The sequence below is a fragment of the Mesorhizobium ciceri WSM4083 genome, from assembly GCF_000519305.1.
Taxonomy (GTDB): Bacteria; Pseudomonadota; Alphaproteobacteria; order Rhizobiales; family Rhizobiaceae; genus Mesorhizobium; species Mesorhizobium ciceri_B.
The window spans coordinates 698,915-722,313 of record NZ_KI912610.1 but is presented as its reverse complement, the minus strand read 5'-3'; the positions used below and the strand labels follow the sequence as shown (position 1 = coordinate 722,313).

Genomic DNA, 23,399 nt, shown 5'->3' with positions numbered 1-23,399 from the left:
AGGGATGGACACTGGGAACGCTTATAGCGCCGCCTTGATCGTTTCGGCAAACCGTCGCAGGTCGGAACGTTGATAGGGCTCACGCAGGCCGTGTCCCCACACCGGGCCTGGCCAGCCGGGATCGCCTTCCGAACGCGCGATGACATGGATGTGCAGCTGGCGCACGATGTTGCCGAGCGCGCCGGTGTTGATCTTGGTGCAGCCGGTCGCTTCTTTCAGCGCCTGCGCTACCATGTTGGTTTCGAAGGTCAGCATCGCCTGGTCGAGCGGCGTCATGTCATGGATTTCCTCCGCGCCGGGCCGCTGCGGAACCAGCAGCAGCCACGGCCAGCGGCGGTCGTTCATCACCCGCAGTTCGCACAGACCAAGCCACATCAACTGTTCGCTGTCCGCCTCCAGCCGTGCGTCCAGCGTGAATCCGGCCTCCAGGCCCGGCAGCATCGGCGTTTCCCTTGCTTTTCTTGGTTTGCTCAACACATGAAGGCTAGAGCGGCGGCAAGGGGGCTGCAAGTGAATCATTGCGCCCTCACGGTTTGGTGCGCCGATTCGGTATTTAACGATTTCTTCGGCGGACTTGCATTTCGTCGCGCAATTGCCGATATGGAAAGCGGGAGGTTGGTGGTGGACGATCCACTCGCCAACCGGGTCAGGTCCGGAAGGAAGCAGCCCTAACGAGCCCGGAACGGGTCATTGTTCCAGCCTCCCACCTCATCGGCCCCTCTCGCGACATTGACGACGCATTGCAGCGCGGGCGAGACTATGCGCAGGAATCGGCCGCCTTCGGGCGCGGCCATTTGGAGCTTTACGGGCGTATGAGCGAAGCCGGAAATTCGGGACCAAAAAGCCTGGAGATAGGCAAGGCCGCCGCCTATCGCGTGCTGGCACGCAAATACCGTCCTTCGAATTTTTCCGAGCTGGTCGGCCAGGAGCCGATGGTGCGTACCCTCACCAATGCCTTTGCCACCGGCCGCATCGCCCAGGCCTGGATGCTGACCGGCGTGCGCGGCGTCGGCAAGACCACGACGGCGCGCATACTCGCGCGGGCTCTGAATTATAAAACCGCCGATATCGACCAGCCTTCGGTCGACCTCGCGGTGCTCGGCGAGCATTGCCTGGCGATCATGGAAGGCCGCCATGTCGACGTCATCGAGATGGACGCCGCCTCGCACACCGGCATCGACGACATCAGGGATATCATCGAGCGCGTGCGTTATGCGCCGGTCTCGGCCCGCTACAAGGTCTACATCATCGACGAAGTGCACATGCTGTCGACGCAGGCCTTCAACGGCCTGCTGAAGACGCTGGAAGAGCCGCCGCCGCACGTCAAATTCATCTTCGCCACCACCGAAATCCGCAAGGTCCCGATCACCGTCCTGTCGCGCTGCCAACGCTTCGACCTGAGGCGCATCGACGCCGGCGCTCTGGTCGCGCATCTGTCCTCGATCTCGGCCCAGGAAGGCATTTCGGTCGACGACGACGCGCTGGCGATGATCGCGCGCGCCGCCGAAGGCTCGGCCCGTGATTCGCTCTCCATCCTCGACCAGGCGATTGCCCATGGCGCCGGCACTGTCGGTGCCGCGGCTGTGCGGGCGATGCTGGGACTTGCCGACCGCGCCCGCATCGTCGACCTGTTCGAACATGTGATGAAGGGCGATGTGGCGGCAGCCCTTGGCGAATTCCGCGCGCAATACGATACCGGCGCCGATCCGGCAGCCGTGCTGACCGATCTTGCCGAATTCAACCATCTCGTCACCCGGCTGCGTTTCGTGCCAACGGCCATCGAGGATGCCTCGCTGTCTGAGGACGAGCGGCAGCGCGGCGCCGATTTCGCCAGGACGCTGTCGGTCAGGGTGCTGTCACGGACATGGCAGATGCTGCTCAAGGGCATTCCCGAAGTGCAGTCCTCCAACCGGCCGGTGAGTGCCGCCGAAATGGTGCTGATCCGGCTGGCGCATGCCGCCGATCTGCCGACGCTGGACGAGGCGCTGAGGTCGCTCGAGGGCGCTGCGCCCATGCAAAATGGCGCGCCACGCCCGAATGGGGCGCCTGCAGGGGGAGGCAATGGCGCCAGCGCGGTGACGCAGACGCGCATGCCCGCCGGTCCGGGCGGCGCGCAGACCATGCGGCTGGTCGAAGCCTCGCCTGCTCCCGTTGCCTTCGTCGCTCCCCCGGAACCGGTCGTGGAGACGCAATCGGCGCCGCTGAAATCGCTGGCCGACATCATTGCCCTGGCCGACGCGCAGCGCGACATCGCCTTCAAGGTGCTGGTCAAGAGTTGCATCCGGTTTGTGCGCATCGAGCCCGGCCGCATCGACGTCGGCCTGACCAGCGATGCGCCCAAGATGCTGCTCAACGACCTGACGACGAAGCTTCGCGCCTGGACCGGCCGCAGCTGGCTGGTCTCGCTGTCGAAGGAAGAGGGCGGCCAGACGCTCGCCGAAATGGAATCGGCCAAACGCGAGACGGCTTTTCTCGATGCCAAGAGCGACCCGACTGTGGCCGCCATCCTGGCGCGCTTTCCCGGCGCCAAGATCATCGACGTGCGCATTCCAGACGCGCCGGAAGCCGAAACGACCGAGGCCGACGTGCCGGTCGAGCCGCCGGCTGACGACGATGAACCCTGATCCAGCCACGAATCCGCAAAGGACCCGACCATGAAAGATCTTCTCGGCCTGATGGGCAAGGCGAAGGAAATGCAGGCCAAGTTCCAGGCCATGCAGGACGAGATCGCCACGCTGGAAGCGTCCGGCCAGGCCGGCGGCGGCATGGTCAACGTGACGCTGACCGGAAAATTCGAGATGAAGTCGCTGAAGATCGATCCGTCTCTGTTCAAGGAAGACGATGTCGAGATCCTGGAAGACCTGGTGCTGGCCGCTCACAACGACGCCAAGACCAAGGTCGAGCAGATCATGCAGGAAAAGACCAAGGCGCTGACAGCAGGTCTGCCGATCCCGCCGGGAATGAAACTGCCCTTCTAGCATTCGGCGCGCCTGATCGACATGACCGAAGAGCCCTCCGAGAGACTGATCGAGCAGCGTATCCGCAACAGGATCTACGAGATCCTGGAAATCCTGGCCGATTGTGACGACGGCGTCGATCTCGTCGGCATCAAGGGCTATTTCTATCTGTTCGAGGATTTCGTCCATCGCCCGTCGATCGAAGCCGGCACATCCGCGCTTTCAAAGGACGAGCGCGCGATCGTGCTTGAGATCGCCGAATTCCTGGAGGCGGCAAGCGAGACAAATCCGGACTTCACCAAGGCCGAGTTCATAGACAGCGACTGGCCGGGAAAGATTGCGCCGACGGCCAGGGAGGCACGGACGCTGTTCCTCCGGCGCGGCCTGTTTTCGGAGAAGGTCGAGGAACTTGAGCCTGGCCAGCCGGCCGTGATTGCGGCTGGGCGATAGACCGGTTCCAGCAAAAATGAACAGCGTTTGCCCGGGAGAAGCGCGTAGTGCTTTCCCTTGGGGCAATTGCGGCGAAAGAAAGAGAGAGGGGTCATCGGTTTTGTGAAATGATGGCTCGATCTATCTGGAAAGCCACGAAATTGTGCCAATTTGGCAACAGTGCATTCTTAATAACGTTTTGGCCATCATTTTGCCCGAAAGTGTCTCATTCTTGCCGCAGCCTGGGGGCGGGCATGAAGTGAGAGGGTTACCTGTTGATTTCCACGCGATGGAAGACGCCGCTGTTGCTCGGCGCCGTCATTTCACCCCTGTTTTTGGCTGCCTGCAGCCAGACCACTTCACACGGCATGTCCGTCGCCAGCCTGACCGACGCCATCACGCCGGGCTTCCTGAGCTCCCGGGCCTACAGCCACACGCCAAAGGACAAGGAATGCCTGGAACGGGCGATGTTCTTTGAATCCAACCGCTCGAGCCGCGACGGCATGATCGCGGTCGGCACTGTGGTGATGAACCGGCTGCGCTCCGGCAAGCACGGTAGCACCATCTGCCAGGTGGTGGGCGAGCGCGGGCAGTTTGCCCCCGGCGTCATGACAAGGCCGATGAATTCACGCGCAATGCCCGATGTCGAGGAAGCCGCCGACGCGGTGCTCAAGGGTGAGCGCAAGGCCAAGCTCAAGAACACGATGTTTTTCCACACCGCCGGCCTGCGCTTCCCCTACAAGAACATGCATTACACCATGGTTGCCGGCGGCAATGCCTTCTACGAGAAGCGCGGCCGCAACTGGCAGCCGCTGCCGGATGAGCCGCAGGTCGCCATTGCCTCGGCGGCGCCGCAGAAGTCAGCCGAACCGGTAACGCTGGTCGCGTCCGCCGAGCCGGTGCGTCCGGCCAAGCCGGCCACCGTCCGGTCCGTCCCTGCCCTGCAGACCTATGTGACAGCGACCGCCGCGCCGGCCGCGAAATCCGCGCGTGTCTCGGCGGAGCCGACGGTGGTGGCGATGCAGGAGCCGATGGAGGAACCGGATGCCGCCCGTTTTGGCGGAACCTTGAACGCAAGGACAAGGGTCATCTCCTCGGTCGAGGACGCGCCGCAGGAGGCGTCGATGGGATTCCAGTCGACGCCTGAGAACACCGATGCCGTCGGCGCGATGATTGTCAGCCAGGGCCGGCCGCTCGAAGCCAACTGATCTGCGTTCTATGGTCTGTCCAATGGTCCGCCAAGCCGATATGGCGGGTTCATGCGGATGCGGGATGTTCCAAAGCGCTCTGAAAAATCCTGGAGCGGTTCACCGTTTCGCGGAAACGGTGAACCGCTCCAGCTTTTCGTTTTGACGCAATTCCCAAGGGAAGCGCTTCGCGCTTTTCCCGGGAAAACCGCTTCGCACTTTTCCTGGAATTGCTCTAAATCAGAGCGATGTCGAAGCGAATCGCCGGTCCCGAGATCGAACGCCTGATCCAACTCCTGGCCAAGGTGCCGGGGCTGGGACCCCGTTCGGCCAGGCGTGCCGCCCTTCATCTGATCAAGAAGAAGGAGCAGCTTTTGTCGCCGCTTGCCGCCGCCATGGCCGAGGCGGCCGACAAAGTGCGCATCTGCTCGACCTGCGGCAATGTCGACACATCGGACCCTTGCATGATCTGCACCGATCCGCGCCGTGATGCCGGCACCATCATCGTCGTCGAGGACGTCTCCGACCTGTGGGCGCTGGAGCGCGCGGCGGCGATGAATGTGCGCTACCACGTTCTCGGCGGCACATTGTCGCCGCTCGACGGCATCGGCCCCGACCAGCTCAACATGCGCTCGCTGGTCGACCGCGTTGCCGGTGGCGAGGTCAAGGAGATCATCCTCGCCGTCAATGCGACGGTGGAGGGCCAGACGACCGCGCATTACCTCACCGATCAGCTGTCCGGCTTCGACATCAAGGTGACACGGCTCGCGCATGGCGTGCCGGTCGGCGGCGAACTCGACTATCTCGACGAGGGCACGCTGGCCGCGGCGCTACGCTCGCGGACGGCGTTTTGACGCAATTGGCGGGGATGCTTGCTTAGATGACTGCCACGGAACGCAACCTTCGCAATCTCATCTCTGCACTTCTTCTGGCCGCGCTAGCCAGTCTCTTCCTTCCCACCCCCGCCTCCGCCGCAAAGATCGACGACCAGTTCCGCGCCTGGCTGCAGAACGACCTCTGGCCGCAGGCCAAGTCACAAGGCATTTCCAAAACCACCTTTGATGCCGCCTTCGACGGCATCAAGCCCAATCTGAAGCTGCCCGACCTGGTCAAGCCCGGCGAGAAGGCGACCACGCCGCGGAAACAGCACCAGGCCGAATTCGGTTCGCCCGGCGCCTATTTCGCCGAGAAGACGGTTCGCGCGGTGACGGCGGGCGGGCGGGCGCGCGAAGCCACCAATGCCAGGACACTTGCCGCCATCGAAAGGCGCTATGGTGTGCCGGGCGAAGTGCTGCTGGCGATCTGGGGCCGCGAGACCGGATTCGGCGCGGCGAAGATACCCTACGACGCCTTCGAGGTGCTGGGCACCAAGGCGTTCATGTCGACCAGGAAGGACTTCTTCCGCACTGAACTGCTTGCGGCACTCGAGATCGTCGAGCGTGGTCTGGCTCCTGTCGGCGCGATGAAATCGTCCTGGGCCGGCGCGCTCGGCCAGCCGCAATTCATGCCGACCTCGTTCCTGAAACATGCCGTCGATTTCGACGGCGACGGCCGCGTCGACATCTGGAAGTCGACGCCGGACGTGCTGGCCTCGATCGCCAATTATCTCGTCCACTATGGCTGGGTAAAGGGCCGCGGCTGGGGTTTCGAGGTGACGGTGCCGGAAAGCGTTTCCTGTTCGCTGGAAGGCCCGGACCAGGGCAAGAAAATCTCGCAATGGGCTGATATGGGCATCAAGCGCGTCGGCGGAAAGCCGTTTCCGGCGAGTGAGCTGAAGGCCGAAGGCTTCCTGCTGATGCCGGCAGGGCGCAGCGGCCCGGCCTTTGTCGCCACACCCAATTTCTACGTGCTGAAGCAATACAACACCAGCGACCTCTACGCGCTGTTCATAGGCCACGGCGCCGACCGCATCGCCCATGGCGATGGCAATTTCGCCGGCAGCTGGGGCGCGGTTGGCGGGCTCCACCGTTCGGACATCGCGGCCCTGCAGCGGTCGCTGGAAGCCAAGGGCTATGATGTCGGCAGCGCCGATGGCCTGCCCGGCTTCAAGACCCGCCGTTCGATCGGCACGTGGCAAGCCAAGAACGGCCGCGCCGCCACCTGCTTCCCTGACGCCGACCTGGTCGCGGCGCTGAAGTAGCCGCGACATTCGCCAGATTTCCCCGACTCGGCAGCCTCGATTGGCTGGCCTATGCGTCGACATCCCGCCGGCCTTTCTGGCCCATCGAGCCGTCGTATAAATGCTCGTTGCCCGCCACGAGGCCGCCGGATATGGTGTTGACCAACTGGACAAAAACCGCAACGGTAAGAGGTCGGTGGGGCCGTCTCCAGGCCCGAAAAGAATTCCACAACCCTGAGCCGGGAACTCAGGTCAACAAACAACAAAACAGGGAACAATCACGATGATGATGGAAAAGTTTGCTCTACGCTCTCGCTTCCTGCTTGCGGGTGCGGCCATGTCCGCACTGCTTCTGGCCGGCGCGCCCGCCGGTGCGGTCACGCCCGCCGACACGCTGGTCGAAGGTTTCGCGATCGACGACATCATCTCCATGGATCCGGGCGAGGCGTTCGAGTTGTCGACCGCCGAGGTCACCGGCAATACCTATGATCTGCTGGTCCGTCTCGACCTCAGCGACACCTCCAAGGTCAAGGGCGACCTCGCCGAAAGCTGGACCGTCTCCGACGATGGGCTGACCTACACGTTCAAGCTCAAGCCCGGCCTCAAATTCGCCTCCGGCAATCCGATCACCGCGGCCGACGTCGCCTGGTCGTTCGAACGCGCCGTCAAGCTCGACAAGAGCCCGGCCTTCATCATCGGCCAATTCGGCATCAGCGGCGACAACGTCACCGAGAAGGCCAAGGCGGTCGACGACAGCACTTTCCAGTTCACTGTCGACAAGGCCTATGCGCCAAGCTTCGTGCTGAACTGCCTGTCGGCCACGGTTGCGTCGGTCGTCGACGCCAAGCTGGTCAAGGAGCATATCGCGGCCGTGACCCCCAGTGCCGACTACAAATGGGACAATGACTTCGGCAATGCCTGGCTGAAAACCGGCTATGCCGGTTCGGGCGCCTACAAGCTGCGTGAATGGCGCGCCAACGAAGCCGTCGTCATGGAGCGCAACGACAACTACCATGGCGAGAAGGCCAAACTCGCCCGCGTCATCTACCGCAACATGAAGGAAAGCTCGGGCCAGCGCCTGGCGCTGGAGGCCGGCGACATCGACGTTGCCCGCAATCTCGAGCCGAACGACCTCGACGCCATCGCCAAGAACGCCGACCTCACCACCACCAGCGCGCCGAAGGGCACGGTCTATTACATCAGCCTCAACCAGAAGAATGCCAACCTTGCCAAGCCCGAGGTGCGCCAGGCGTTCAAATATCTGGTCGACTATGATGCGCTGAGCTCGACGATCCTCAAGGGCATCGGCGAAATCCACCAGACCTTCCTGCCCAAGGGCGTGCTCGGGGAACTCGACGAGAATCCGTTCAAGCTCGACGTCGCCAAGGCCAAGGAATTGCTGGCCAAGGCCGGCCTGCCCGACGGCTTCAGCGTAACCATGGACGTACGCACCGGCCAGCCGACGACAGGCATGGCGGAATCGATCCAGCAGACGCTTGGCCAGGCCGGCATCAAGCTCGAGATCATCCCGGGCGACGGCAAGCAGACGCTGACCAAATACCGCGCCCGCAACCACGACATCTATATCGGCCAGTGGGGCCAGGATTATTTCGACCCGAATTCCAACGCCCAGACCTTTGCCTCTAACCCGGACAATTCGGATGCGGGCAAGTCCAAGACGCTCGCCTGGCGCAACGCCTGGGACATTCCGGACCTGACCAAGGAGACGGAAGCAGCACTGCTCGAGAAGGATGCCGGCAAACGCGCCGACATGTACAAGGATCTCGAGAAGAAGATCCTCGACACCAGCCCCTTCGTCGTCATCCACCAGCAGCTGGAAGTGGCCGGCCTGCGCAAGAACCTCAAGGGCTTTGCGCTCGGCCCGAGCTTCGACAGCAATTTCGTCGGACCGGTGTCCAAGGAATAATGCTCGCGGACACGCCGCATGAGCGCGGTTGAAAAAGAAATGGCGGCGGGGCGCGGCAGCGCCCGCGCCGTCGCTATCGCATCATCGCTTGGCCGTTTCCTGGTCATTGCGATCACGACCTATCTTGGTCTGCTCGCGGTCACCTTCTTCATCGGCCGCGTCATTCCGATCGACCCGGTGCTGGCGGTGCTCGGCGACCGGGCGCCGGCCAATGTCGTCGAGCGCACGCGCCGCGAGATGGGCCTCGATCTGCCGTTGATCGAGCAATTCTACATCTATGTGAAGAATGCGCTGAACGGCAATTTCGGCGTCTCCGTGCTGACCACCAATCCGGTCATGACTGACATTCGCCGGGCGCTTCCGGCAACTACGGAACTTGCGACGCTCGGAACGCTGATCGGCGCGTTGTTCGGCGTGCCGCTCGGCGTGCTGGCGGCGGTCAAGCGCGGCAGCCTCATCGACCAGATCGTGCGCGTCATCGGCTTGATCGGCTATTCCGTGCCGATCTTCTGGCTGGGGCTGCTGGGGCTGGTGCTGTTTTATGCCAAGCTGCAATGGGTTGCCTTTCCGGCGCGGCTCGACGTCGTCTACGAATACACTTTTACGCCGATCACGGGCTTCTATCTCCTCGACTCCGCGATGCAGGGGCAGTGGGACGTTTTTTACGACGCCTTCCGCCACATCATCCTGCCGGCCTCGCTGCTCGGCTACTTCTCGCTCGCCTATATCAGCCGCATGACGCGTTCGTTCATGCTCAACGAACTGTCCCAGGAATACATCGTCGCGGCGCGCGCCAAGGGCCTGTCGGAAACCCGCATCATCTGGGGCCACGCGCTGCGCAATGCGGCGGTGCCGATGGTGACGGTGATCGCGCTCTCCTATGCCGGGCTGCTCGAAGGCTCGGTGCTCACCGAAACCGTGTTCTCGTGGCCGGGCATCGGCCTTTACATCACCAATTCGCTGCAGAACGCCGACATGAATGCGGTGCTCGGCGGCACCATAGTCATCGGCTCGGTGTTCATCGCCATCAATCTCCTCTCCGACCTGCTGTATCGGGTGCTCGATCCGAGGACGAAGGTTCAATGAGCGCCGACACTATCCAGAGTCGTCGGGACTGGCTGCTCAGCGAACGGCCGGCCTCGCGCATGCAGGCAAGGCTCGGCCGCGCCTATGTGGCGTGGCGGCGCTTTTCCGCCAACCGGCTGGCCTTTCTCGGCCTGCTCATCATCATTGCCTTGCTGGTCGTCGCCGCCCTTGCCGGCGTGCTGGCGCCCTATTCTCCGACGTTCGGCGACCTGAAGAACGCGCGCCTGCTGGCGCCGAGCGCCGAGCACTGGTTCGGCACCGACGATCTCGGCCGCGATATCCTGTCGCGCATCCTCTACGGCTCGCGTTGGACGCTTTATGTGGTCATCCTGGTGGCCATCATCGCGGCACCGATCGGCCTCTTGGTCGGCACGGTGGCCGGCTATGCCGGCGGCTGGACCGACGCCATCCTGATGCGCATCACCGACATCTTCCTCGCCTTTCCCAAGCTGATCCTGGCGCTGGCCTTTGTCGCAGCACTGGGCCCCGGCATTGAGAATGCGGTGCTGGCCATCGCCATCACCTCATGGCCGCCCTACGCCCGTATCGCGCGCGCCGAGACGCTGACGGTGCGCAATTCCGATTACATCAAGGCGGTGCAGCTGATGGGCGCCTCGCCCTTTCGCATCGTGCTGCGCCATATCATGCCGCTTTGCATTTCGTCCCTGATCGTCAGGGTGACGCTCGACATGGCCGGCATCATCCTGACCGCCGCCGGGCTCGGTTTCCTCGGACTCGGCGCGCAGCCGCCGCTGCCCGAATGGGGCACGATGATCGCGTCCGGTCGCCGCTTCGTGCTCGACCAATGGTGGGTGGCCGGTGCGCCGGGCTTCGCCATCCTCATTGTCAGCCTCGGTTTCAATCTGCTCGGCGACGGCCTGCGCGACGCGCTCGATCCCCGTAGTGGTGACCAATGAGCAGAGAAACGAAGACGCTTCTCGACGTCGACGACCTGCGCGTCACCTTCCCGACCCGCACCGGGCTGATCGAGGCGGTGCGCGGCGTCTCCTTTTCGCTCGGTCGCGAACGGCTCGGCATCGTCGGCGAGTCCGGCTCGGGAAAATCGCAGACCGGCCGCGCCATCATGGGCCTGACGCCGCCGCAGGCGCGGATATCGGCCAACAAGCTCGCCTTCGACGGCATCGACCTGCTCAGCGTCTCGCCACGCGAACGCCGGGCGCTGCGCGGCAAGCGCATCGCCATGATCCTGCAGGATCCGAAATATTCGCTCGACCCGGTGATGAGCATCGGTCGCCAGATCGTCGAGACGCTGCGCACCCATGAAAAGGTCGGCAAGGCCGAGGCACGCGACCGTGCATTGGCCATGCTGGAGGCGGTGCAGATACGTGATCCCTCTCGTGTCTTCAATTTGCATCCGCATGAAGTTTCGGGCGGCATGGGCCAGCGCGCCATGATCGCCATGATGCTGATCGCCGGTCCGGAAATGATGATCGCCGACGAGCCGACCTCGGCGCTCGACGTCACCGTGCAGCTCGATGTGCTCGGCATCCTCGACCGGCTGGTCAGCGAGCGCGGCATGGGGCTGATCTTCATCTCGCACGATCTGCGCCTGGTCTCATCGTTCTGCGACCGCGTCATCGTCATGTATGCCGGCAAGGTGGTCGAGCAGCTCAAGGCGTCAGAACTCGGCCAGGCCCAGCACCCCTACACGCGCGGCCTGCTCAACTGCATGCCCAAGATCGGTGCCGACCGCCACCCGCTGCCGGTGCTCGACCGCAAGCCGGAGTGGGCGGCATGACTTCCGCGATTGCCGTCGACAGGCTGGAAGTGATCTTCGACCGTTTTCGCGCGCTGAAGGGTGTCAGCCTCGACGTGCAGCCGGGCGAATCCTTCGGCCTGGTCGGTGAATCCGGCTCCGGCAAATCGACGCTGCTGCGGGCCATCGCCGGCCTTGCGCCGGTCGCATCGGGCAGCATCGTCGTCAACGGCAAGACGCTTGGGCCACGCCGCGACAAGGCCTTCTACCGCGAAGTGCAGATGGTCTTCCAGGATCCGTACGGCTCGCTGCACCCGCGCCAGACCGTCGACCGGCTGCTGCAGGAACCGCTTGCCATCCATGGCTTTGCCGACGGCGAAAAGCGCATCCAGCGGGCGCTCGACGAGGTCGGCCTCGGCAACGGTTTTCGGTTCCGCTATTCGCACCAGCTCTCCGGCGGCCAGCGCCAGCGCGTGGCGATCGCGCGTGCACTGATTCTCGAACCGTCGATCCTGCTGCTCGACGAGCCGACCTCGGCGCTCGACGCCTCGGTGCAGGCGGAAGTGCTCAACCTGTTGGAAGAGGTACGCAGGCGGCGCAAGCTGACCTTCCTTATGGTCAGCCACGACCTCGCCATCATCACCCATATGTGCGAACGGCTGATGGTGATGCAAAGCGGCGAGGCTGTGGAGAATCTGGCGGCGGCAGACCTTGTCGAACGCCGCGTAACCAAGGATTATACGCGCAATCTGTTGCGGGCCAGCGACGGGTTTGTGAGAACCGCCTGAATTCGTTCTTCCTGTGCACAGAACAACCCGTCTTGGGGGAACTACCATGGAGGAGTGGAAGTTTGCAGATCCACCCAATGTCGCGGTGTTTGTGGATAGGGGCATAGTTACGCGTGGCGACTGGATTGCCTACGTCTCGCATGACGATGACGACGGCAGTTGGCAATTCCACAACAGCGAAAGGGGACCTGTTGACGAAGGCGATATCATGATCGTCAGCTTGCAAAACGTTGTGCAGCGGGACGAAAGCATCCAGTCGTTGGCCGACTTGCCAGAAGGCTGGCATGCGTGGCGCATCTCAAGATCGTCGCCGTGGCAACGCGCCAGGTCGCACCCTGTACCCTCCAACGACAACGAATGACCCGGCAAAGCCTTAAGTTGAGCCTTGTGCCTGTTCGCCGTTCTCCAGAACGGAGGGCTCTTCCTGGCCTTTCGGCTCCTTGATCCTGAACCACGTCACATAAAGCGCCGGCAGGAACAGCAGCGTGATCGCAGTACCGGCGACGATGCCGCCCATCATGGCATAGGCCATCGGCCCCCAGAACACTTCGCGCGCGATCGGGATCAGCGCCAGGCTGGCGGCCGCCGCCGTCAGTGCGATCGGCCGCATGCGGTGTTCCGTCGCCTCAATGACGGCCGCCCAGCGGTCCTTGCCCTCGGCGACCAGATCCTCGATCTGCACAATCAGGATGACCGAGTTGCGGATCAGGATGCCGATCAGGGCCAGCACGCCGAGGATGGCGACAAAGCCAAGCGGCGCGCCGCTGGGCACCAAGGCCGCCACCACGCCGATCAGGCCGAGCGGCGCTACGGCGACGACCAGGAACAGGCGCTGGAAGCTTTGCAATTGCACCATCAGGATCGTCGCCATGACGAACAGCATCAACGGCACGACGGCGGCGATCGGTCCCTGGCTTTTGCCGCTCTCCTCGACCGAGCCGGCGGTCTCAATTGAATAGCCCGGCGGCAGCTTGGCGGTGAAGGCATCGACCGATGGCTTCAATTCGTTGACGACGGTGGCCGGCAGCACGTCGCCGACCAGTCCGGCGCGCACGGTGATGGTTGGAATGCGGTCGCGTCGCCACACCGTTGGCTGCTCCAGATCGTAGCGGAAGTTGGCGACGGCCGCGAGCGGGATCGCCTCGCCGGTACTGGTCGGCAATTGCATGTTCTGCAACGTCTCGATCGAGCCGCGTTCGGACCCACGCGAGCGCGCCACGACATTGATCAGATAGGTAGCGTCGCGCACCTGCGTGATGGTGGCGCCGCCGACCGTACTGTTCAGCGCGCTGGCGATGTCGGAAGAGGTGATGCCGAGCTGGCGTGCCTTGTCCTGCAGCACGTCGACCCTCAGCACGCGCTGCGGCTCGTTCCAGTCGAAGGTCGGCGCGGCTAGCTTTGGATTGGCGGAGATGACACCGGCGAATTGCTGCGCCAGTTCGCGCACCGTCTGGATGTTGGGACCGCCGACGCGATACTGCACCGGGCGGCCGACCGGCGGTCCGAGTTCGAGCGGCTTGACGAAGGCGTCGGTGCCGACGAACTCCTCGCGCAGCAGTCTTTCAAGCGCCGGCTTGACCCGGTTGCGGGCCGCGATGCTTTTGGTGACGATGACGGTCTGGCCGAAATAGGGGTTGGCCGGCTGCACGTCATAGGCGAGCACAAAACGCACCGCGCCCTGGCCGATATAGGATGAAAAATGGTCGATGTCGGGATTGCCGACCAGCGCCCGCTGCTCGAACCGCTCCATCTGGTCGCGCGTATCGGCGATCGAGGCATTCTGCGGCAGGTTCCAGTCGACGATCAGCTCCGGCCGGTCCGATGGCGGAAAGAACTGCTGCTGCACCAGGCCGAAGCCGGCGATCGAGCCGGCAAATAAAAGCACGGTGACGATGATGGTCAGCCAGTGATGGCGCACCGAGCCGACAAGCACCCGCCGGAAAAGCGAGGTGAAGCGGCCGGGCTGGTCGTGATGCTTGGTTTTCATCGTCGCCGGCAGGATGGTGACGCCGAGCAGTGGCGCAAACAGCACCGCCACGACCCATGACACCAGCAGCGACACCGCGATGACGACGAACAGGGTGAAGGTGTATTCGCCGGCGGCGCTGTTGTTGAGGCCGATCGGGATGAAGCCGGCAACCGTCACCAGCGTTCCGGTCAACATCGGGAAGGCGGTCGAGGTGTAGACATAGGTCGCCGCCTTGCGCAGATTGTCGCCGACCTCCAGCCGCGCCACCATCATCTCGACCGCGATCATCGCGTCGTCGACCAGAAGCCCGAGCGAGATGATCAGCGCACCCAGGGAAATACGTTGCAAAGAAATGCCGAGATAGGCCATGACCGTGAAGGTGATGGCCAGGACCAGCGGGATCGACAGCGCCACGACGAAGCCGGCGCGCATGCCGAGGCTGATGAAGGACACCGCGAGCACGATCGCCACCGCCTCGAACAGCGCGCGCGTAAAGCCCGAGACCGCCTCCTCGACGATGACCGGCTGGTCGGCGACCAGATGCACGCCGACGCCGACCGGCAGGTCGGCCAGCACCTTGTCCATCTCCTTATGCAGCGCCTCGCCGAATTCGAGCAGGTTGGCGTTGGGCTTCATGCCGATGGCGAGCCCGATCGCGTCCTGGCCGTTGAAGCGGAACAGTGCCGCTGGCGGATCGACATAGCCGCGTGTGATCGTCGCCACATCGCTCAGCCGGAAGAAGCGGTCATTGACGCGCAGATTGATGGCGCGAAGGCTGTCCTCGGAGGTGAACTGCCCGCCGACACGCACGCTGATGCGCTCCGGCCCCGACTGGATGACACCGGACGGCGTGATCGCGTTCTGCGCTTGCAGGCTCGCCACGATCGCCTGCTGGTTGAGGCCAAGGGCGGCGATCTGGCGGGTCGAGAATTCGAGATAGATCGCCTCGTCCTGGGCGCCGACGAGGTCGACCTTGCCGGCGTTGGGCACGGTCAGGATTTTTGTCCTGGCGTCCTCGACATAGTCGCGCAACTGGCGCGGCGTCAGCCCGTCCGATGTGAAGGCGTAGATGTTGCCATAGACGTCGCCGAAGCGGTCGTTGAAGAACGGTCCCTGCACCCCCTGCGGAAACTGCGCCGCGATGTCGTTGACCATGTTGCGCACCTGAATCCAGTTCGGCACGACGTCGCGTGCCTTGGTGGTGTCCTTCAGGTTGACGAAGATGACGGTCTGGCCGGCCGTGGTGACGGACTTGGTGTAGTCGAGGCTGTCGAGTTCCTCGAGTTTCTTCTCGATACGGTCGGTCACCTGCTGCACGGTTTCCTTGACCGAGGCGCCCGGCCAGTTGGCCTGGATGATCATCGTCTTGATGGTGAAGTTGGGGTCTTCTTCACGGCCGAGATTGAGGTAGGAGAACACGCCAGCCACGACGAAGACCAGCATGAAATACCAGACCATGGAGCGGTGGTTGAGCGCCCAGTCGGAGAGATTGAAGCCTTTCATGAGGCCCCTCCCTCGGGCACTTTCACCTTTTGGCCTTCGCTCAGGCTGTGGGCGCCCGCAGTGACCACACGCATTCCGGCCTCAAGCCCTTCGGCCACCGTGAAGGTGCCGCCATTCTTCGACGCGACCTTGATGTCGCGCGTGCTCACACTCGATGTCTGCGGGTCGACGATCCACACTTTTTCGGAACCGTTCTTTTCGAGCAGCGCCGACATGGGCAACTCGATCCTTGGCACAACCTTGGTCATGCGGGTCGCCGTCACCGTCGAGCCGAGCCGGAACGCCTGTGGCGGATCCGTGAGCGTCAGCTTGACGCGCCGCGTGCGGGTCGAGCCCTCGGATTGCGGTGCGATCTCGCGCAGCTTGGCCCCGGTCTGGATCGTCGGCAGCGACTGCAGGATCACCTGGAAGGGCGTGCCGGCCTCAAGATCACCGGTCAATTGATCGGGAATGTCGACCACCGCCTCGCGCAGGTCCGAACGCGCCACGGTGACGACCGTCTGGCCGGGAGAAACCGTCTGGCCGACCTCGGCACCGACGGCAGTGACGACGCCGTCGAAATCAGAAAACAGCCTGGCATAGCCGAGCTGTTCCTGCGATTTGGCAAGCGAAGCCTTGGCCCGCTCGACACCTGCCTCCGCAGCTTTGCGCGCCTGCTGCGCGGCATCGAAGACAGCTTGCGTGGCGTTGGCCGAGGCGAGCAACTGGCGCTGCCGTTCCTCGCTGGCGGCGGCGTTGGCGAACTGCGCCTCGGCATTGGACAGTTCCGCCTTGGCCGCTTGGAGGCCCAACTCCAGTGCGGCCGGATCGAGCGCCGCTATCGTCGTGCCTTTGCTGACGATGTCGCCGACATTGACATCGCGCGAGACGACCCGACCAAGCAGGCGGAAGGCAAGGTCGGCGCTGACCTGCGGTTCGACCGAACCGGCGAAGCCGAAGACCTGGGTGGTGCTTGGCTCGATCACCACCGACAGCACCGGCCGGATGATCTCGGGCGGCTTTTCATCGGACTTCGAGCAGGAAGCGAGCGTGCCGAGCATGAGCACGCCGAGCAGGATGCGTGGCGTCCGGCTCATTGGCCCGCTCCCGATATCTCGATCGTCTGTCCAGGGCTGAGCAGCTGTCCTCCAGCGGTGACGACGCTCTGGCCCGCGTCCAGCCCCTTGGCGATCACGACCGTGCCCGAATTGAACGCCAGCACTTCGACCGGCGCCATCGTCACTGCCTTGGTCGAGGGATCGACGATCCAGACCGCCGGCTTGCCGCCGCTGGACGTCAGCGCCTGCCAGGGCAGCAGGATCGCCTTTGCTGGCTTGGCGCTGACCGAGCCGATGACAGCCGCGCCAAGCGGCATGCCGGCGGGGGTGTCGGGAATGGCGACCTTGACCCGGATCGAGCCGGAAGCAGGGTCGACCGCCGGCGAGATTTCGCGCACCTTGCCCGTCGCCCTGATCTGCGGGTCGGACAACAGCGTGATCGTCACCGCTGGCGATGCCGGCGTCTTGGCGACCAGCGTCTCCTGCACGTTGAACACCGCGTCGCGGTCACCGTCCTCGGCGATAGTGAAGACGGTTTGCGCGGCTTGCATCACTTGGCCGGTTTCGACTTGGCGGGCGGTAATCACGCCGGCGGCACCGGCCTTGAGCTCGGTGAAGGACAGGTTTTGCTGGGCGTTGGCGAATGCGCTCTGCGCGGCATCGACGCTGCCTTGTGCCACCTTCAGGGCCTGGTCCGCGGCGTCATAATCGCGCCTGGTGGTAAAACCCTGGGCGAGCAGCGTCTTCTGCCGTTCGAAGGCGGCGGCGGACTGGGTCAATTGCGCCTGTGCCGCGTCGAGATCGGCCTGCGCCGAGCGCAAATCGGATTCCTGCTCCTGCGGATCGATCCGGGCGAGCACCGTGCCTTGATCGACATGCTGGCCGACATCGACAAACCGTTCGGCGACGCGACCGCCGACCCGGAACGACAGATTGTTCAGCGTACGCGCCGCGATCACCCCGGTCAGCGAGGTTCTCGGCGCATAGTCGGCCATCGCCACGGTTTCGGTGCGCACCATGACCGGCAATTTCTTGTCCGCCGCCTCCTGCTTCTGGCAGCCGGTTAGCAGAAGAGCCGCCGTGCAAGCGAAAAGCACCGAGGCGATCGGACAAGAAAACAGGCAGGGGGTTTTGACCGACGGCCGCGAGACGGACGATGTCGCGTTCCTGCTCATGGACTCCCCCAGCCCCGTGGGCGGCTCGCGCGGACCGCGAGACCTCGCGGATATCTGGAGGATAGTCGATCCCCGGGAAAAGGAAACCGGTCTCGTACGTGTATCGGGCAACTGGTTAAGCGCCGGGATCCACCTGTCGCAGGCCCAATCGCCTGCCGGTGGTGCCGACTTGAGGAAAACGTGAAATAAGGTCAGAAGACGTCTCAACGGCATCAAACAGGACGGGCGCCGGCCCGGTGAGGGATACGATGAAGAATTCAGCCATTTCCGAACGCAAGAACCAATCGATTTCCCGCGGCGTCGGCATGACCACGCAGATCTATGCCGACCGTGCTGAAAATTCGGAAATCTGGGATGTCGAGGGGCGTCGCTATATCGATTTCTCCTCGGGCATCGCCGTCGTCAACACCGGGCATCGCCATCCCAGGGTGATCGAGGCGGTCAAGGCACAACTCGACCGCTTCACCCACACCTGCCACCAGGTGGTGCCCTATGAGAGCTATGTGCGCCTGGCCGAACGGCTGAACGGCATGCTGCCTGGCAAATTCGAGAAGAAGACGATCTTCGTCACCACCGGGGCCGAGGCGGTCGAGAACGCCATCAAGATCGCCCGCAATGCCACCGGCCGTCAGGCGGTCATCGCCTTCGCCGGCGGTTTCCATGGCCGCACCTTCATGGGCATGGCACTGACCGGCAAGGTCGTGCCCTACAAGGTAGGCTTCGGCGCCATGCCGGGCGACGTCTATCATGCGCCGTTCCCGGTGCCGCTGCACGGTGTCTCGGTCGCCGACTCGCTGGCCGCGCTCGACCGGCTGTTCAAGGCCGATGTCGATCCGGCCCGCGTCGCCGCCATCATCATCGAGCCGGTTCAGGGCGAGGGCGGCTTCTACGACGCGCCGCGTGACTTCCTGGTTGCGCTGCGCAAGCTTTGCGACCAGCACGGCATGCTGCTGATCGCCGACGAAGTGCAGACCGGCTTTGCCCGCACCGGCAAGATGTTTGCGATGGATCACCATGAGGTGGCCGCCGACATCACCACCATGGCCAAGAGCCTGGCCGGCGGTTTCCCGCTGGCAGCGGTCACCGGCCGCGCCGAAATCATGGATGCGCCCGGCCCCGGCGGACTCGGCGGCACCTATGGCGGCAGCCCGATCGGCGTTGCCGCCGCGCACGCCGTGCTCGACGTCATCGAGGACGAAAACCTGTGCGACCGCGCCAACACGCTGGGCGCAAGGCTGAAGCAGCGGCTGCAGTCGATCCGTGACGACGTGCCCGAGATCGTCGACATCAGAGGCCTCGGCTTCATGAACGCGGTCGAATTCAACGACGTCAAGAAGGGCCTGCCGTCGGCCGAGATCGCCAATGCGATCCGGCTGAAGGCGCTCGACAAGGGCCTGATCCTGCTGACCTGCGGCGTCTACGGCAACGTCATCCGCTTCCTGGCGCCGATCACCATCCAGGACGAAGTCATGAACGAAGCGCTCGACATTCTGGAAAGCTCGATCCGCGAAGTCTGCGCCGCCTGAACTTCTACCTCCCCCTTGTGGGGAGGTCGGACCGAAGGTCCGGGTGGGGGCCTCGCGCAGACCCCACCCCGCTGCTTCGCAGCGACCCTCCCCACAAGGGGGAGGGTAAGCGGGGGCTAGCCCGCAGCCCTGGCAGGCTCATCCTGCTGAAACGCGGCCAGTGCAGCCTTCAGCCCTTCGGGACCCATGGCCACCGTCTGCAGCGTCGGCGAGAAGCCGGCGCCCAACATCTTGCGGCCAAGCATATGGTCGCCGGGACGGTTGACCGATTCGATGCCGAGCAGCCGGTCGCCGGCATAGTGGTAGATCGAGAATTTGTTGTCGGGCAGGTCGCCCAGCACGACATGGCTGTCGCCGCCGGCGGTCAGGCCGACCATCTGCAGCTTCATGTCGCCGATGTCGGACCAGAACCATGGCACCGCCGAATAGGCGTCGGCATGGCCCGATATCGTGCGCGCGGCAAGCCGCGCCTGGTCGGTGGCATTCTGCACCGATTCCAGCCGCACGTCGCCGCCGGTGAACCAGTGACGGTAGGAGGCAGCATCGCCAATGGCTAGAATCTCCGGCAACGACGTGCGCATCTGATGATCGACGCGGATGCCGTTGGCGATGCTAAGGTCGGCCGCCTGCGCCAGTTCGACATTCGGCACGGCACCAATGCCGACGATGACCATGCGCGCCGGCAGCCTTTCGCCTGATGAGGTGATGGCAGCCACGACATGACCGTTTTCGCCATCGAGCCTGGCGATCGAGGTGCCGGTGAGGATGCGCACGCCTGTCGCTTCCAGCCGTTGCCGGACGTGGCTCGCCACGACCGGCGCCACGGCGCGGCCGAGCAGCCGGTCCACGGCTTCCACCACTGTCACCGTGCGACCGGCGGCCCGCAGTGTGGCTGCGATCTCCAGCCCGATGAAACCGCCGCCGAGGATGACGACCTCGTCGCTCCGCGCGCTGAGCTCGCGGATCAGCCGCGCATCGGCCAGCGAACGCAGCGACAGCACGCCCGACAGGTCCGAGCCGGGCAACGGCAAGGTGCGCGGGCGCGAGCCTGTCGCCAGGATCAGGTGGTCGAAGGCAAGCGCACCCCCGCCGGCAATATCCAAGCTGCGGCGTCCGGCATCGATGCGATCGATCCTGACGCTAGGCCGGTAATCGATGGCGCTGCCTGTGTAGAAGGCCTCGCCGCGCAAGGGTTGTGGCTTGGCCTCGGCATCCTTGATGAAGGTCTTCGACAGCGGCGGCTTGTGATAGGGCAGTTCGTCCTCGTCACCGACGAGGATCACCGGCCCGTCATAGCCGTCCTCGCGCAGACTTGCGGCCGCTTGCACGCCCGCATGACCCGCGCCGACAATGACCACACCGTTCTTCATCGCACTCAATCCCGATTCTACCCTAGGATGTTCCGCCAGATGGCAATTGTCTGGCACCGCTGCAAGCGAGCTTTTGCGGGTCGCATCCGGGATGGCGGCTGTCAATCGCACAGTTCAGCGGCAAGACCGGTGCAGGAAAATGCATAAAGTTGACAGTCGTAGTTTAGAATAATTCTAAACTGTTGTTTCAATTGACTTTTCCTGCGGATTGTCATTGACATCCGACGATCTCGCAGCTTTATGGAAGCTCGCGCATCAGCGCATCCCTTTAATGTCTGGGCCTTGAACCCTTTCGATTGGAGGCATTTTGGTGTCTTTCTTCCGCGAACCGCGCGATCGCGCGGCATCTTTTGCGCCCAATGGCCCGCAGATGGCCTGGCGCCGGTTGGCGTGCGCGCCGTTTACAGAATTTCCGAGAAACTGGAGAGTGATCATGACAGCACGATATGGCAGCAGGCTTGCGGCGATCGGCGCCACTGCCCTGCTGACGGCGGCGGTATTCGTGTTGCCGGCAAAGGCGGAAACCGATGCAAAGGCGGTCATCAAGACCTATTCCGACATCGCGCTGGCCAAATATGAGGATTCGCTGACCACCGCGCAGACGCTCGACAAGGCGGTCGACGCGCTGCTCGCCACACCATCGGTGGAAACCCTCAACGCCGCCCGTGACGCCTGGAAGGCATCGCGCGTTCCCTACCAGCAGACCGAAGTCTACCGCTTCGGCAACAAGATCGTCGACGACTGGGAAGGCAAGGTGAATTCCTGGCCGCTGGATGAAGGCTTGATCGACTACGTCGCCAAGAGCTACGGCACCGAATCGGACGCGAACGCGCTCTACACGGCCAATGTGATCGCCAACAAGGAGATCGAGATCAACGGCAAGAAGGTCGATGCATCGAAGCTTTCGCCGGAATTCCTCTCCGGCACGCTGCAGGGAGCCGGCGGCATCGAGGCCAATGTAGCCACCGGCTATCACGCCATCGAATTCCTGCTTTGGGGCCAGGACCTGCATGGCACCGGCCCGGGTGCCGGCGAGCGCCCCTTCACCGACTACGACCTCAAGAACTGCACCGGCGGTAATTGCGACCGTCGCGCCGAGTATCTGAAATCGGCCAGCGACCTTCTGGTTTCGGATCTTCAGGAGATGGTCGGCAACTGGAAGGAAGACGGCGCCGCCCGCAAGGCTCTCGTCGATGGCGAGCCGAACACGGCGATCTCGACCATCTTCACCGGCATGGGCTCGCTGTCCTACGGCGAACTGGCCGGCGAGCGCATGAAGCTCGGCCTGCTGCTGCATGATCCGGAAGAGGAGCACGATTGCTTCTCCGACAACACCTACAATTCGCATCTCTACGACGCCATCGGCATTCGCGCGGCCTATCATGCGAGCTACACGCGTCTCGACGGCACCGTCGTTTCGGGTCCTTCGGTGGCCGATATGGTGAAGGCGGCCGATCCGGCGATCGACAAGGAACTGTCCGACAAGCTCGATGTTTCGGTCGCCAAGATGGAGGCGATCAAGGCGCGTGCACTGGCCGGGGAGGCCTATGACCAGCAGATCGCCGAGGGCAACGTTGAAGGCAACGCCACCGTGCAGGCGGCGATCGATGCGCTGATCGATCAGACCAAGTCGATTGAGCGTGCCGTCGGCTCCCTGAAGCTCAGCACCATCGCCTTCGAAGGGTCCGACAGCCTCGACGCGCCGGACAAGGTGTTCAAGTAAGGGCCGAAAGACAGGAGACTGATCCGGAGCCGGACAACCGGCTTTGGAACGGCCTCCGCTAGAAAATCAAGCCACACGGCGCGGGAGACGCCGTCAGCCAGCCGAGCAAGCCAATGCTGATTTGTCATTGCAATATCATCACCGAGAAGGAGATCGAGCAGACGATCGTCGGGCTGCTGGACCAGGATCCCTGGCAGCTGATCGTGCCGGCGAAGATCTATCATGCCATGCAAAAGCGCGGTCGCTGTTGCGGCTGCTTCCCAAATGTGGTGGAAACGATCATTCGGGTCACCGAAAATTACCACGCCCGCTCGGAGGCGAGCGGCGTGGATGTCGTTTCACACCTGGATCGCGTCAGAGGCCTGCGCGTCCAATACGGGAGCAGAATTCATGAAAGGCGATCCGCAGATCATCGAGCGGCTTAACGAGGCCCTTTTTCTGGAACTCGGGGCCGTCAATCAGTACTGGGTGCATTTCCGTCTGCTTGAGGACTGGGGATACGCCAAGCTGGCAAAGAAGGAGCGGGCGGAATCGATCGAGGAGATGCACCATGCCGACAAGCTCGTCGCCCGCATCATCTTCCTCGAAGGCCATCCGAACCTGCAGTCCGTGGCGCCGCTGCGCATCGGGCAGAACGTCAAGGAAGTGCTCGAATCCGACCTTGCCGGCGAATATGACGCACGTACCGCCTACAAGCGCTCGCGCGAAATCTGCAACGACGCTGGCGACTATGTGACGATGAAGCTGTTCGAGGAATTGCTGGCCGACGAGGAGGGACACATCGACTTCCTCGAGACGCAGCTCGACCTGCTTGCCTCGATCGGCGAGGAGAAATACGGCCAGCTCAACGCCGCATCGGCGGACGAGGCGGAGTAAGGGCATGCGG

The 23,399-nt window shown here is 63.5% G+C and carries 21 protein-coding genes and 1 other RNA gene; 17 read left to right on the top strand and 5 right to left on the bottom strand.

Features of this window, described 5'->3' with window-relative positions:
* Positions 1-21: 21 nt before the first annotated feature.
* Entirely contained in the window at positions 22-441 is a 420-nt protein-coding gene (locus MESCI2_RS0129530; RefSeq protein ID WP_027039608.1) for an HIT domain-containing protein, read from the bottom strand.
* A 169-nt stretch (positions 442-610) separates the two neighbouring features.
* On the opposite strand from MESCI2_RS0129530, the gene ffs reads away from it, so the two are divergent.
* From ffs to MESCI2_RS0129465, 13 genes are all read left to right on the top strand, one after another.
* Positions 611-707: signal recognition particle sRNA small type (gene ffs / locus MESCI2_RS1000000137630), an RNA gene on the top strand.
* 105 nt (positions 708-812) lie between these two features.
* Positions 813-2,624 carry a DNA polymerase III subunit gamma/tau gene (locus tag MESCI2_RS0129525; RefSeq protein ID WP_027039607.1) on the top strand — a complete coding sequence of 604 codons (1,812 nt, stop codon included), beginning with the start codon at positions 813-815 and terminating at the stop codon, positions 2,622-2,624.
* A 30-nt stretch (positions 2,625-2,654) separates the two neighbouring features.
* Positions 2,655-2,978, top strand: a complete 324-nt coding sequence (locus MESCI2_RS0129520; RefSeq protein WP_027039606.1) for a YbaB/EbfC family nucleoid-associated protein — start codon at positions 2,655-2,657, stop codon at positions 2,976-2,978.
* Between the two features lie 21 nt (positions 2,979-2,999).
* Positions 3,000-3,407, top strand: coding sequence for a hypothetical protein (locus MESCI2_RS0129515; protein WP_027039605.1), 408 nt, complete (start codon positions 3,000-3,002; stop codon positions 3,405-3,407).
* 254 nt (positions 3,408-3,661) lie between these two features.
* A complete protein-coding gene (locus tag MESCI2_RS0129510; protein WP_027039604.1) occupies positions 3,662-4,594 on the top strand; it encodes a cell wall hydrolase in 933 nt (310 codons plus the stop codon).
* A gap of 227 nt (positions 4,595-4,821) precedes the next feature.
* Entirely contained in the window at positions 4,822-5,427 is a 606-nt protein-coding gene (recR, locus tag MESCI2_RS0129505; RefSeq protein WP_027039603.1) for a recombination mediator RecR, read from the top strand.
* 26 nt (positions 5,428-5,453) lie between these two features.
* Complete coding sequence (locus tag MESCI2_RS0129500; protein ID WP_027039602.1) at positions 5,454-6,713, top strand: lytic murein transglycosylase; 1,260 nt, start codon at positions 5,454-5,456, stop codon at positions 6,711-6,713.
* Positions 6,714-6,975: 262 nt separating this feature from the next.
* Positions 6,976-8,619, top strand: coding sequence for an ABC transporter substrate-binding protein (locus MESCI2_RS0129490; RefSeq protein WP_027039601.1), 1,644 nt, complete (start codon positions 6,976-6,978; stop codon positions 8,617-8,619).
* Between the two features lie 18 nt (positions 8,620-8,637).
* The gene (locus MESCI2_RS0129485) at positions 8,638-9,705 is read left to right on the top strand and encodes an ABC transporter permease (RefSeq protein WP_027039600.1); all 1,068 of its coding nucleotides are present in this window, start codon (positions 8,638-8,640) and stop codon (positions 9,703-9,705) included.
* Positions 9,702-10,622 carry a nickel transporter permease gene (gene nikC, locus MESCI2_RS0129480; RefSeq protein WP_027039599.1) on the top strand — a complete coding sequence of 307 codons (921 nt, stop codon included), beginning with the start codon at positions 9,702-9,704 and terminating at the stop codon, positions 10,620-10,622. The genes MESCI2_RS0129485 and nikC overlap by 4 nt, the downstream gene beginning before the upstream one ends.
* On the top strand, positions 10,619-11,464 hold the full coding sequence (locus tag MESCI2_RS0129475; protein ID WP_027039598.1) for an ABC transporter ATP-binding protein: 846 nt from the start codon (positions 10,619-10,621) through the stop codon (positions 11,462-11,464). The genes nikC and MESCI2_RS0129475 overlap by 4 nt, the downstream gene beginning before the upstream one ends.
* Positions 11,461-12,210 (top strand): ABC transporter ATP-binding protein, encoded by a 750-nt coding sequence (locus MESCI2_RS0129470; RefSeq protein ID WP_027039597.1) that lies wholly within the window; start codon positions 11,461-11,463, stop codon positions 12,208-12,210. Before MESCI2_RS0129475 ends, MESCI2_RS0129470 begins: the two co-directional genes overlap by 4 nt.
* Before the next feature lie 46 nt (positions 12,211-12,256).
* On the top strand, positions 12,257-12,571 hold the full coding sequence (locus MESCI2_RS0129465; RefSeq protein WP_027039596.1) for a hypothetical protein: 315 nt from the start codon (positions 12,257-12,259) through the stop codon (positions 12,569-12,571).
* Between the two features lie 12 nt (positions 12,572-12,583).
* On the opposite strand, the gene MESCI2_RS01000000135880 is transcribed toward MESCI2_RS0129465, so the two are convergent.
* Genes MESCI2_RS01000000135880 through MESCI2_RS0129450 form a run of 3 tightly spaced genes read right to left on the bottom strand, consistent with a single transcriptional unit; the run spans position 12,584 to position 17,894 of the window.
* Entirely contained in the window at positions 12,584-15,682 is a 3,099-nt protein-coding gene (locus MESCI2_RS01000000135880; RefSeq protein ID WP_032901420.1) for an efflux RND transporter permease subunit, read from the bottom strand.
* Entirely contained in the window at positions 15,679-16,758 is a 1,080-nt protein-coding gene (locus MESCI2_RS0129455) for an efflux RND transporter periplasmic adaptor subunit (RefSeq protein WP_027039595.1), read from the bottom strand. Before MESCI2_RS0129455 ends, MESCI2_RS01000000135880 begins: the two co-directional genes overlap by 4 nt.
* On the bottom strand, positions 16,755-17,894 hold the full coding sequence (locus MESCI2_RS0129450; RefSeq protein WP_027039594.1) for an efflux RND transporter periplasmic adaptor subunit: 1,140 nt from the start codon (positions 17,892-17,894) through the stop codon (positions 16,755-16,757). The genes MESCI2_RS0129455 and MESCI2_RS0129450 overlap by 4 nt, the downstream gene beginning before the upstream one ends.
* A gap of 248 nt (positions 17,895-18,142) precedes the next feature.
* On the opposite strand from MESCI2_RS0129450, the gene MESCI2_RS0129445 reads away from it, so the two are divergent.
* Positions 18,143-19,420 (top strand): 4-aminobutyrate--2-oxoglutarate transaminase, encoded by a 1,278-nt coding sequence (locus tag MESCI2_RS0129445; protein ID WP_023811424.1) that lies wholly within the window; start codon positions 18,143-18,145, stop codon positions 19,418-19,420.
* Between the two features lie 116 nt (positions 19,421-19,536).
* Here MESCI2_RS0129445 and MESCI2_RS0129440 read toward each other — a convergent pair whose 3' ends face one another.
* Positions 19,537-20,790 carry an NAD(P)/FAD-dependent oxidoreductase gene (locus MESCI2_RS0129440; protein ID WP_027039593.1) on the bottom strand — a complete coding sequence of 418 codons (1,254 nt, stop codon included), beginning with the start codon at positions 20,788-20,790 and terminating at the stop codon, positions 19,537-19,539.
* Positions 20,791-21,223: 433 nt separating this feature from the next.
* Between MESCI2_RS0129440 and MESCI2_RS0129435 the strand changes: the two genes are divergently transcribed.
* From MESCI2_RS0129435 to bfr, 3 genes are all read left to right on the top strand, one after another.
* Positions 21,224-22,513 carry an imelysin family protein gene (locus MESCI2_RS0129435; RefSeq protein ID WP_027039592.1) on the top strand — a complete coding sequence of 430 codons (1,290 nt, stop codon included), beginning with the start codon at positions 21,224-21,226 and terminating at the stop codon, positions 22,511-22,513.
* A 113-nt stretch (positions 22,514-22,626) separates the two neighbouring features.
* A complete protein-coding gene (locus MESCI2_RS0129430; protein ID WP_023811421.1) occupies positions 22,627-22,938 on the top strand; it encodes a (2Fe-2S)-binding protein in 312 nt (103 codons plus the stop codon).
* Positions 22,904-23,389, top strand: a complete 486-nt coding sequence (bfr, locus tag MESCI2_RS0129425) for a bacterioferritin (protein WP_013527914.1) — start codon at positions 22,904-22,906, stop codon at positions 23,387-23,389. Before MESCI2_RS0129430 ends, bfr begins: the two co-directional genes overlap by 35 nt.
* Positions 23,390-23,399 lie beyond the last annotated feature (10 nt).

Coding starts and splice junctions, on each gene's coding strand:
- MESCI2_RS0129465 (WP_027039596.1), top strand. CDS start 12,257: ATGGAGGAGTGGAAGTTTGCAGATCCACCCAATGTCGCGGTGTTTGTG.
- MESCI2_RS0129450 (WP_027039594.1), bottom strand. CDS start 17,894: ATGAGCAGGAACGCGACATCGTCCGTCTCGCGGCCGTCGGTCAAAACC.
- MESCI2_RS01000000135880 (WP_032901420.1), bottom strand. CDS start 15,682: ATGAAAGGCTTCAATCTCTCCGACTGGGCGCTCAACCACCGCTCCATG.
- MESCI2_RS0129525 (WP_027039607.1), top strand. CDS start 813: ATGAGCGAAGCCGGAAATTCGGGACCAAAAAGCCTGGAGATAGGCAAG.
- MESCI2_RS0129500 (WP_027039602.1), top strand. CDS start 5,454: ATGACTGCCACGGAACGCAACCTTCGCAATCTCATCTCTGCACTTCTT.
- MESCI2_RS0129490 (WP_027039601.1), top strand. CDS start 6,976: ATGATGATGGAAAAGTTTGCTCTACGCTCTCGCTTCCTGCTTGCGGGT.
- nikC (WP_027039599.1), top strand. CDS start 9,702: ATGAGCGCCGACACTATCCAGAGTCGTCGGGACTGGCTGCTCAGCGAA.
- MESCI2_RS0129485 (WP_027039600.1), top strand. CDS start 8,638: ATGAGCGCGGTTGAAAAAGAAATGGCGGCGGGGCGCGGCAGCGCCCGC.
- MESCI2_RS0129435 (WP_027039592.1), top strand. CDS start 21,224: ATGACAGCACGATATGGCAGCAGGCTTGCGGCGATCGGCGCCACTGCC.
- MESCI2_RS0129475 (WP_027039598.1), top strand. CDS start 10,619: ATGAGCAGAGAAACGAAGACGCTTCTCGACGTCGACGACCTGCGCGTC.
- MESCI2_RS0129530 (WP_027039608.1), bottom strand. CDS start 441: ATGCTGCCGGGCCTGGAGGCCGGATTCACGCTGGACGCACGGCTGGAG.
- MESCI2_RS0129515 (WP_027039605.1), top strand. CDS start 3,000: ATGACCGAAGAGCCCTCCGAGAGACTGATCGAGCAGCGTATCCGCAAC.
- recR (WP_027039603.1), top strand. CDS start 4,822: ATGTCGAAGCGAATCGCCGGTCCCGAGATCGAACGCCTGATCCAACTC.
- MESCI2_RS0129430 (WP_023811421.1), top strand. CDS start 22,627: ATGCTGATTTGTCATTGCAATATCATCACCGAGAAGGAGATCGAGCAG.
- MESCI2_RS0129470 (WP_027039597.1), top strand. CDS start 11,461: ATGACTTCCGCGATTGCCGTCGACAGGCTGGAAGTGATCTTCGACCGT.
- MESCI2_RS0129445 (WP_023811424.1), top strand. CDS start 18,143: ATGAAGAATTCAGCCATTTCCGAACGCAAGAACCAATCGATTTCCCGC.
- bfr (WP_013527914.1), top strand. CDS start 22,904: ATGAAAGGCGATCCGCAGATCATCGAGCGGCTTAACGAGGCCCTTTTT.
- MESCI2_RS0129440 (WP_027039593.1), bottom strand. CDS start 20,790: ATGAAGAACGGTGTGGTCATTGTCGGCGCGGGTCATGCGGGCGTGCAA.
- MESCI2_RS0129520 (WP_027039606.1), top strand. CDS start 2,655: ATGAAAGATCTTCTCGGCCTGATGGGCAAGGCGAAGGAAATGCAGGCC.
- MESCI2_RS0129455 (WP_027039595.1), bottom strand. CDS start 16,758: ATGAGCCGGACGCCACGCATCCTGCTCGGCGTGCTCATGCTCGGCACG.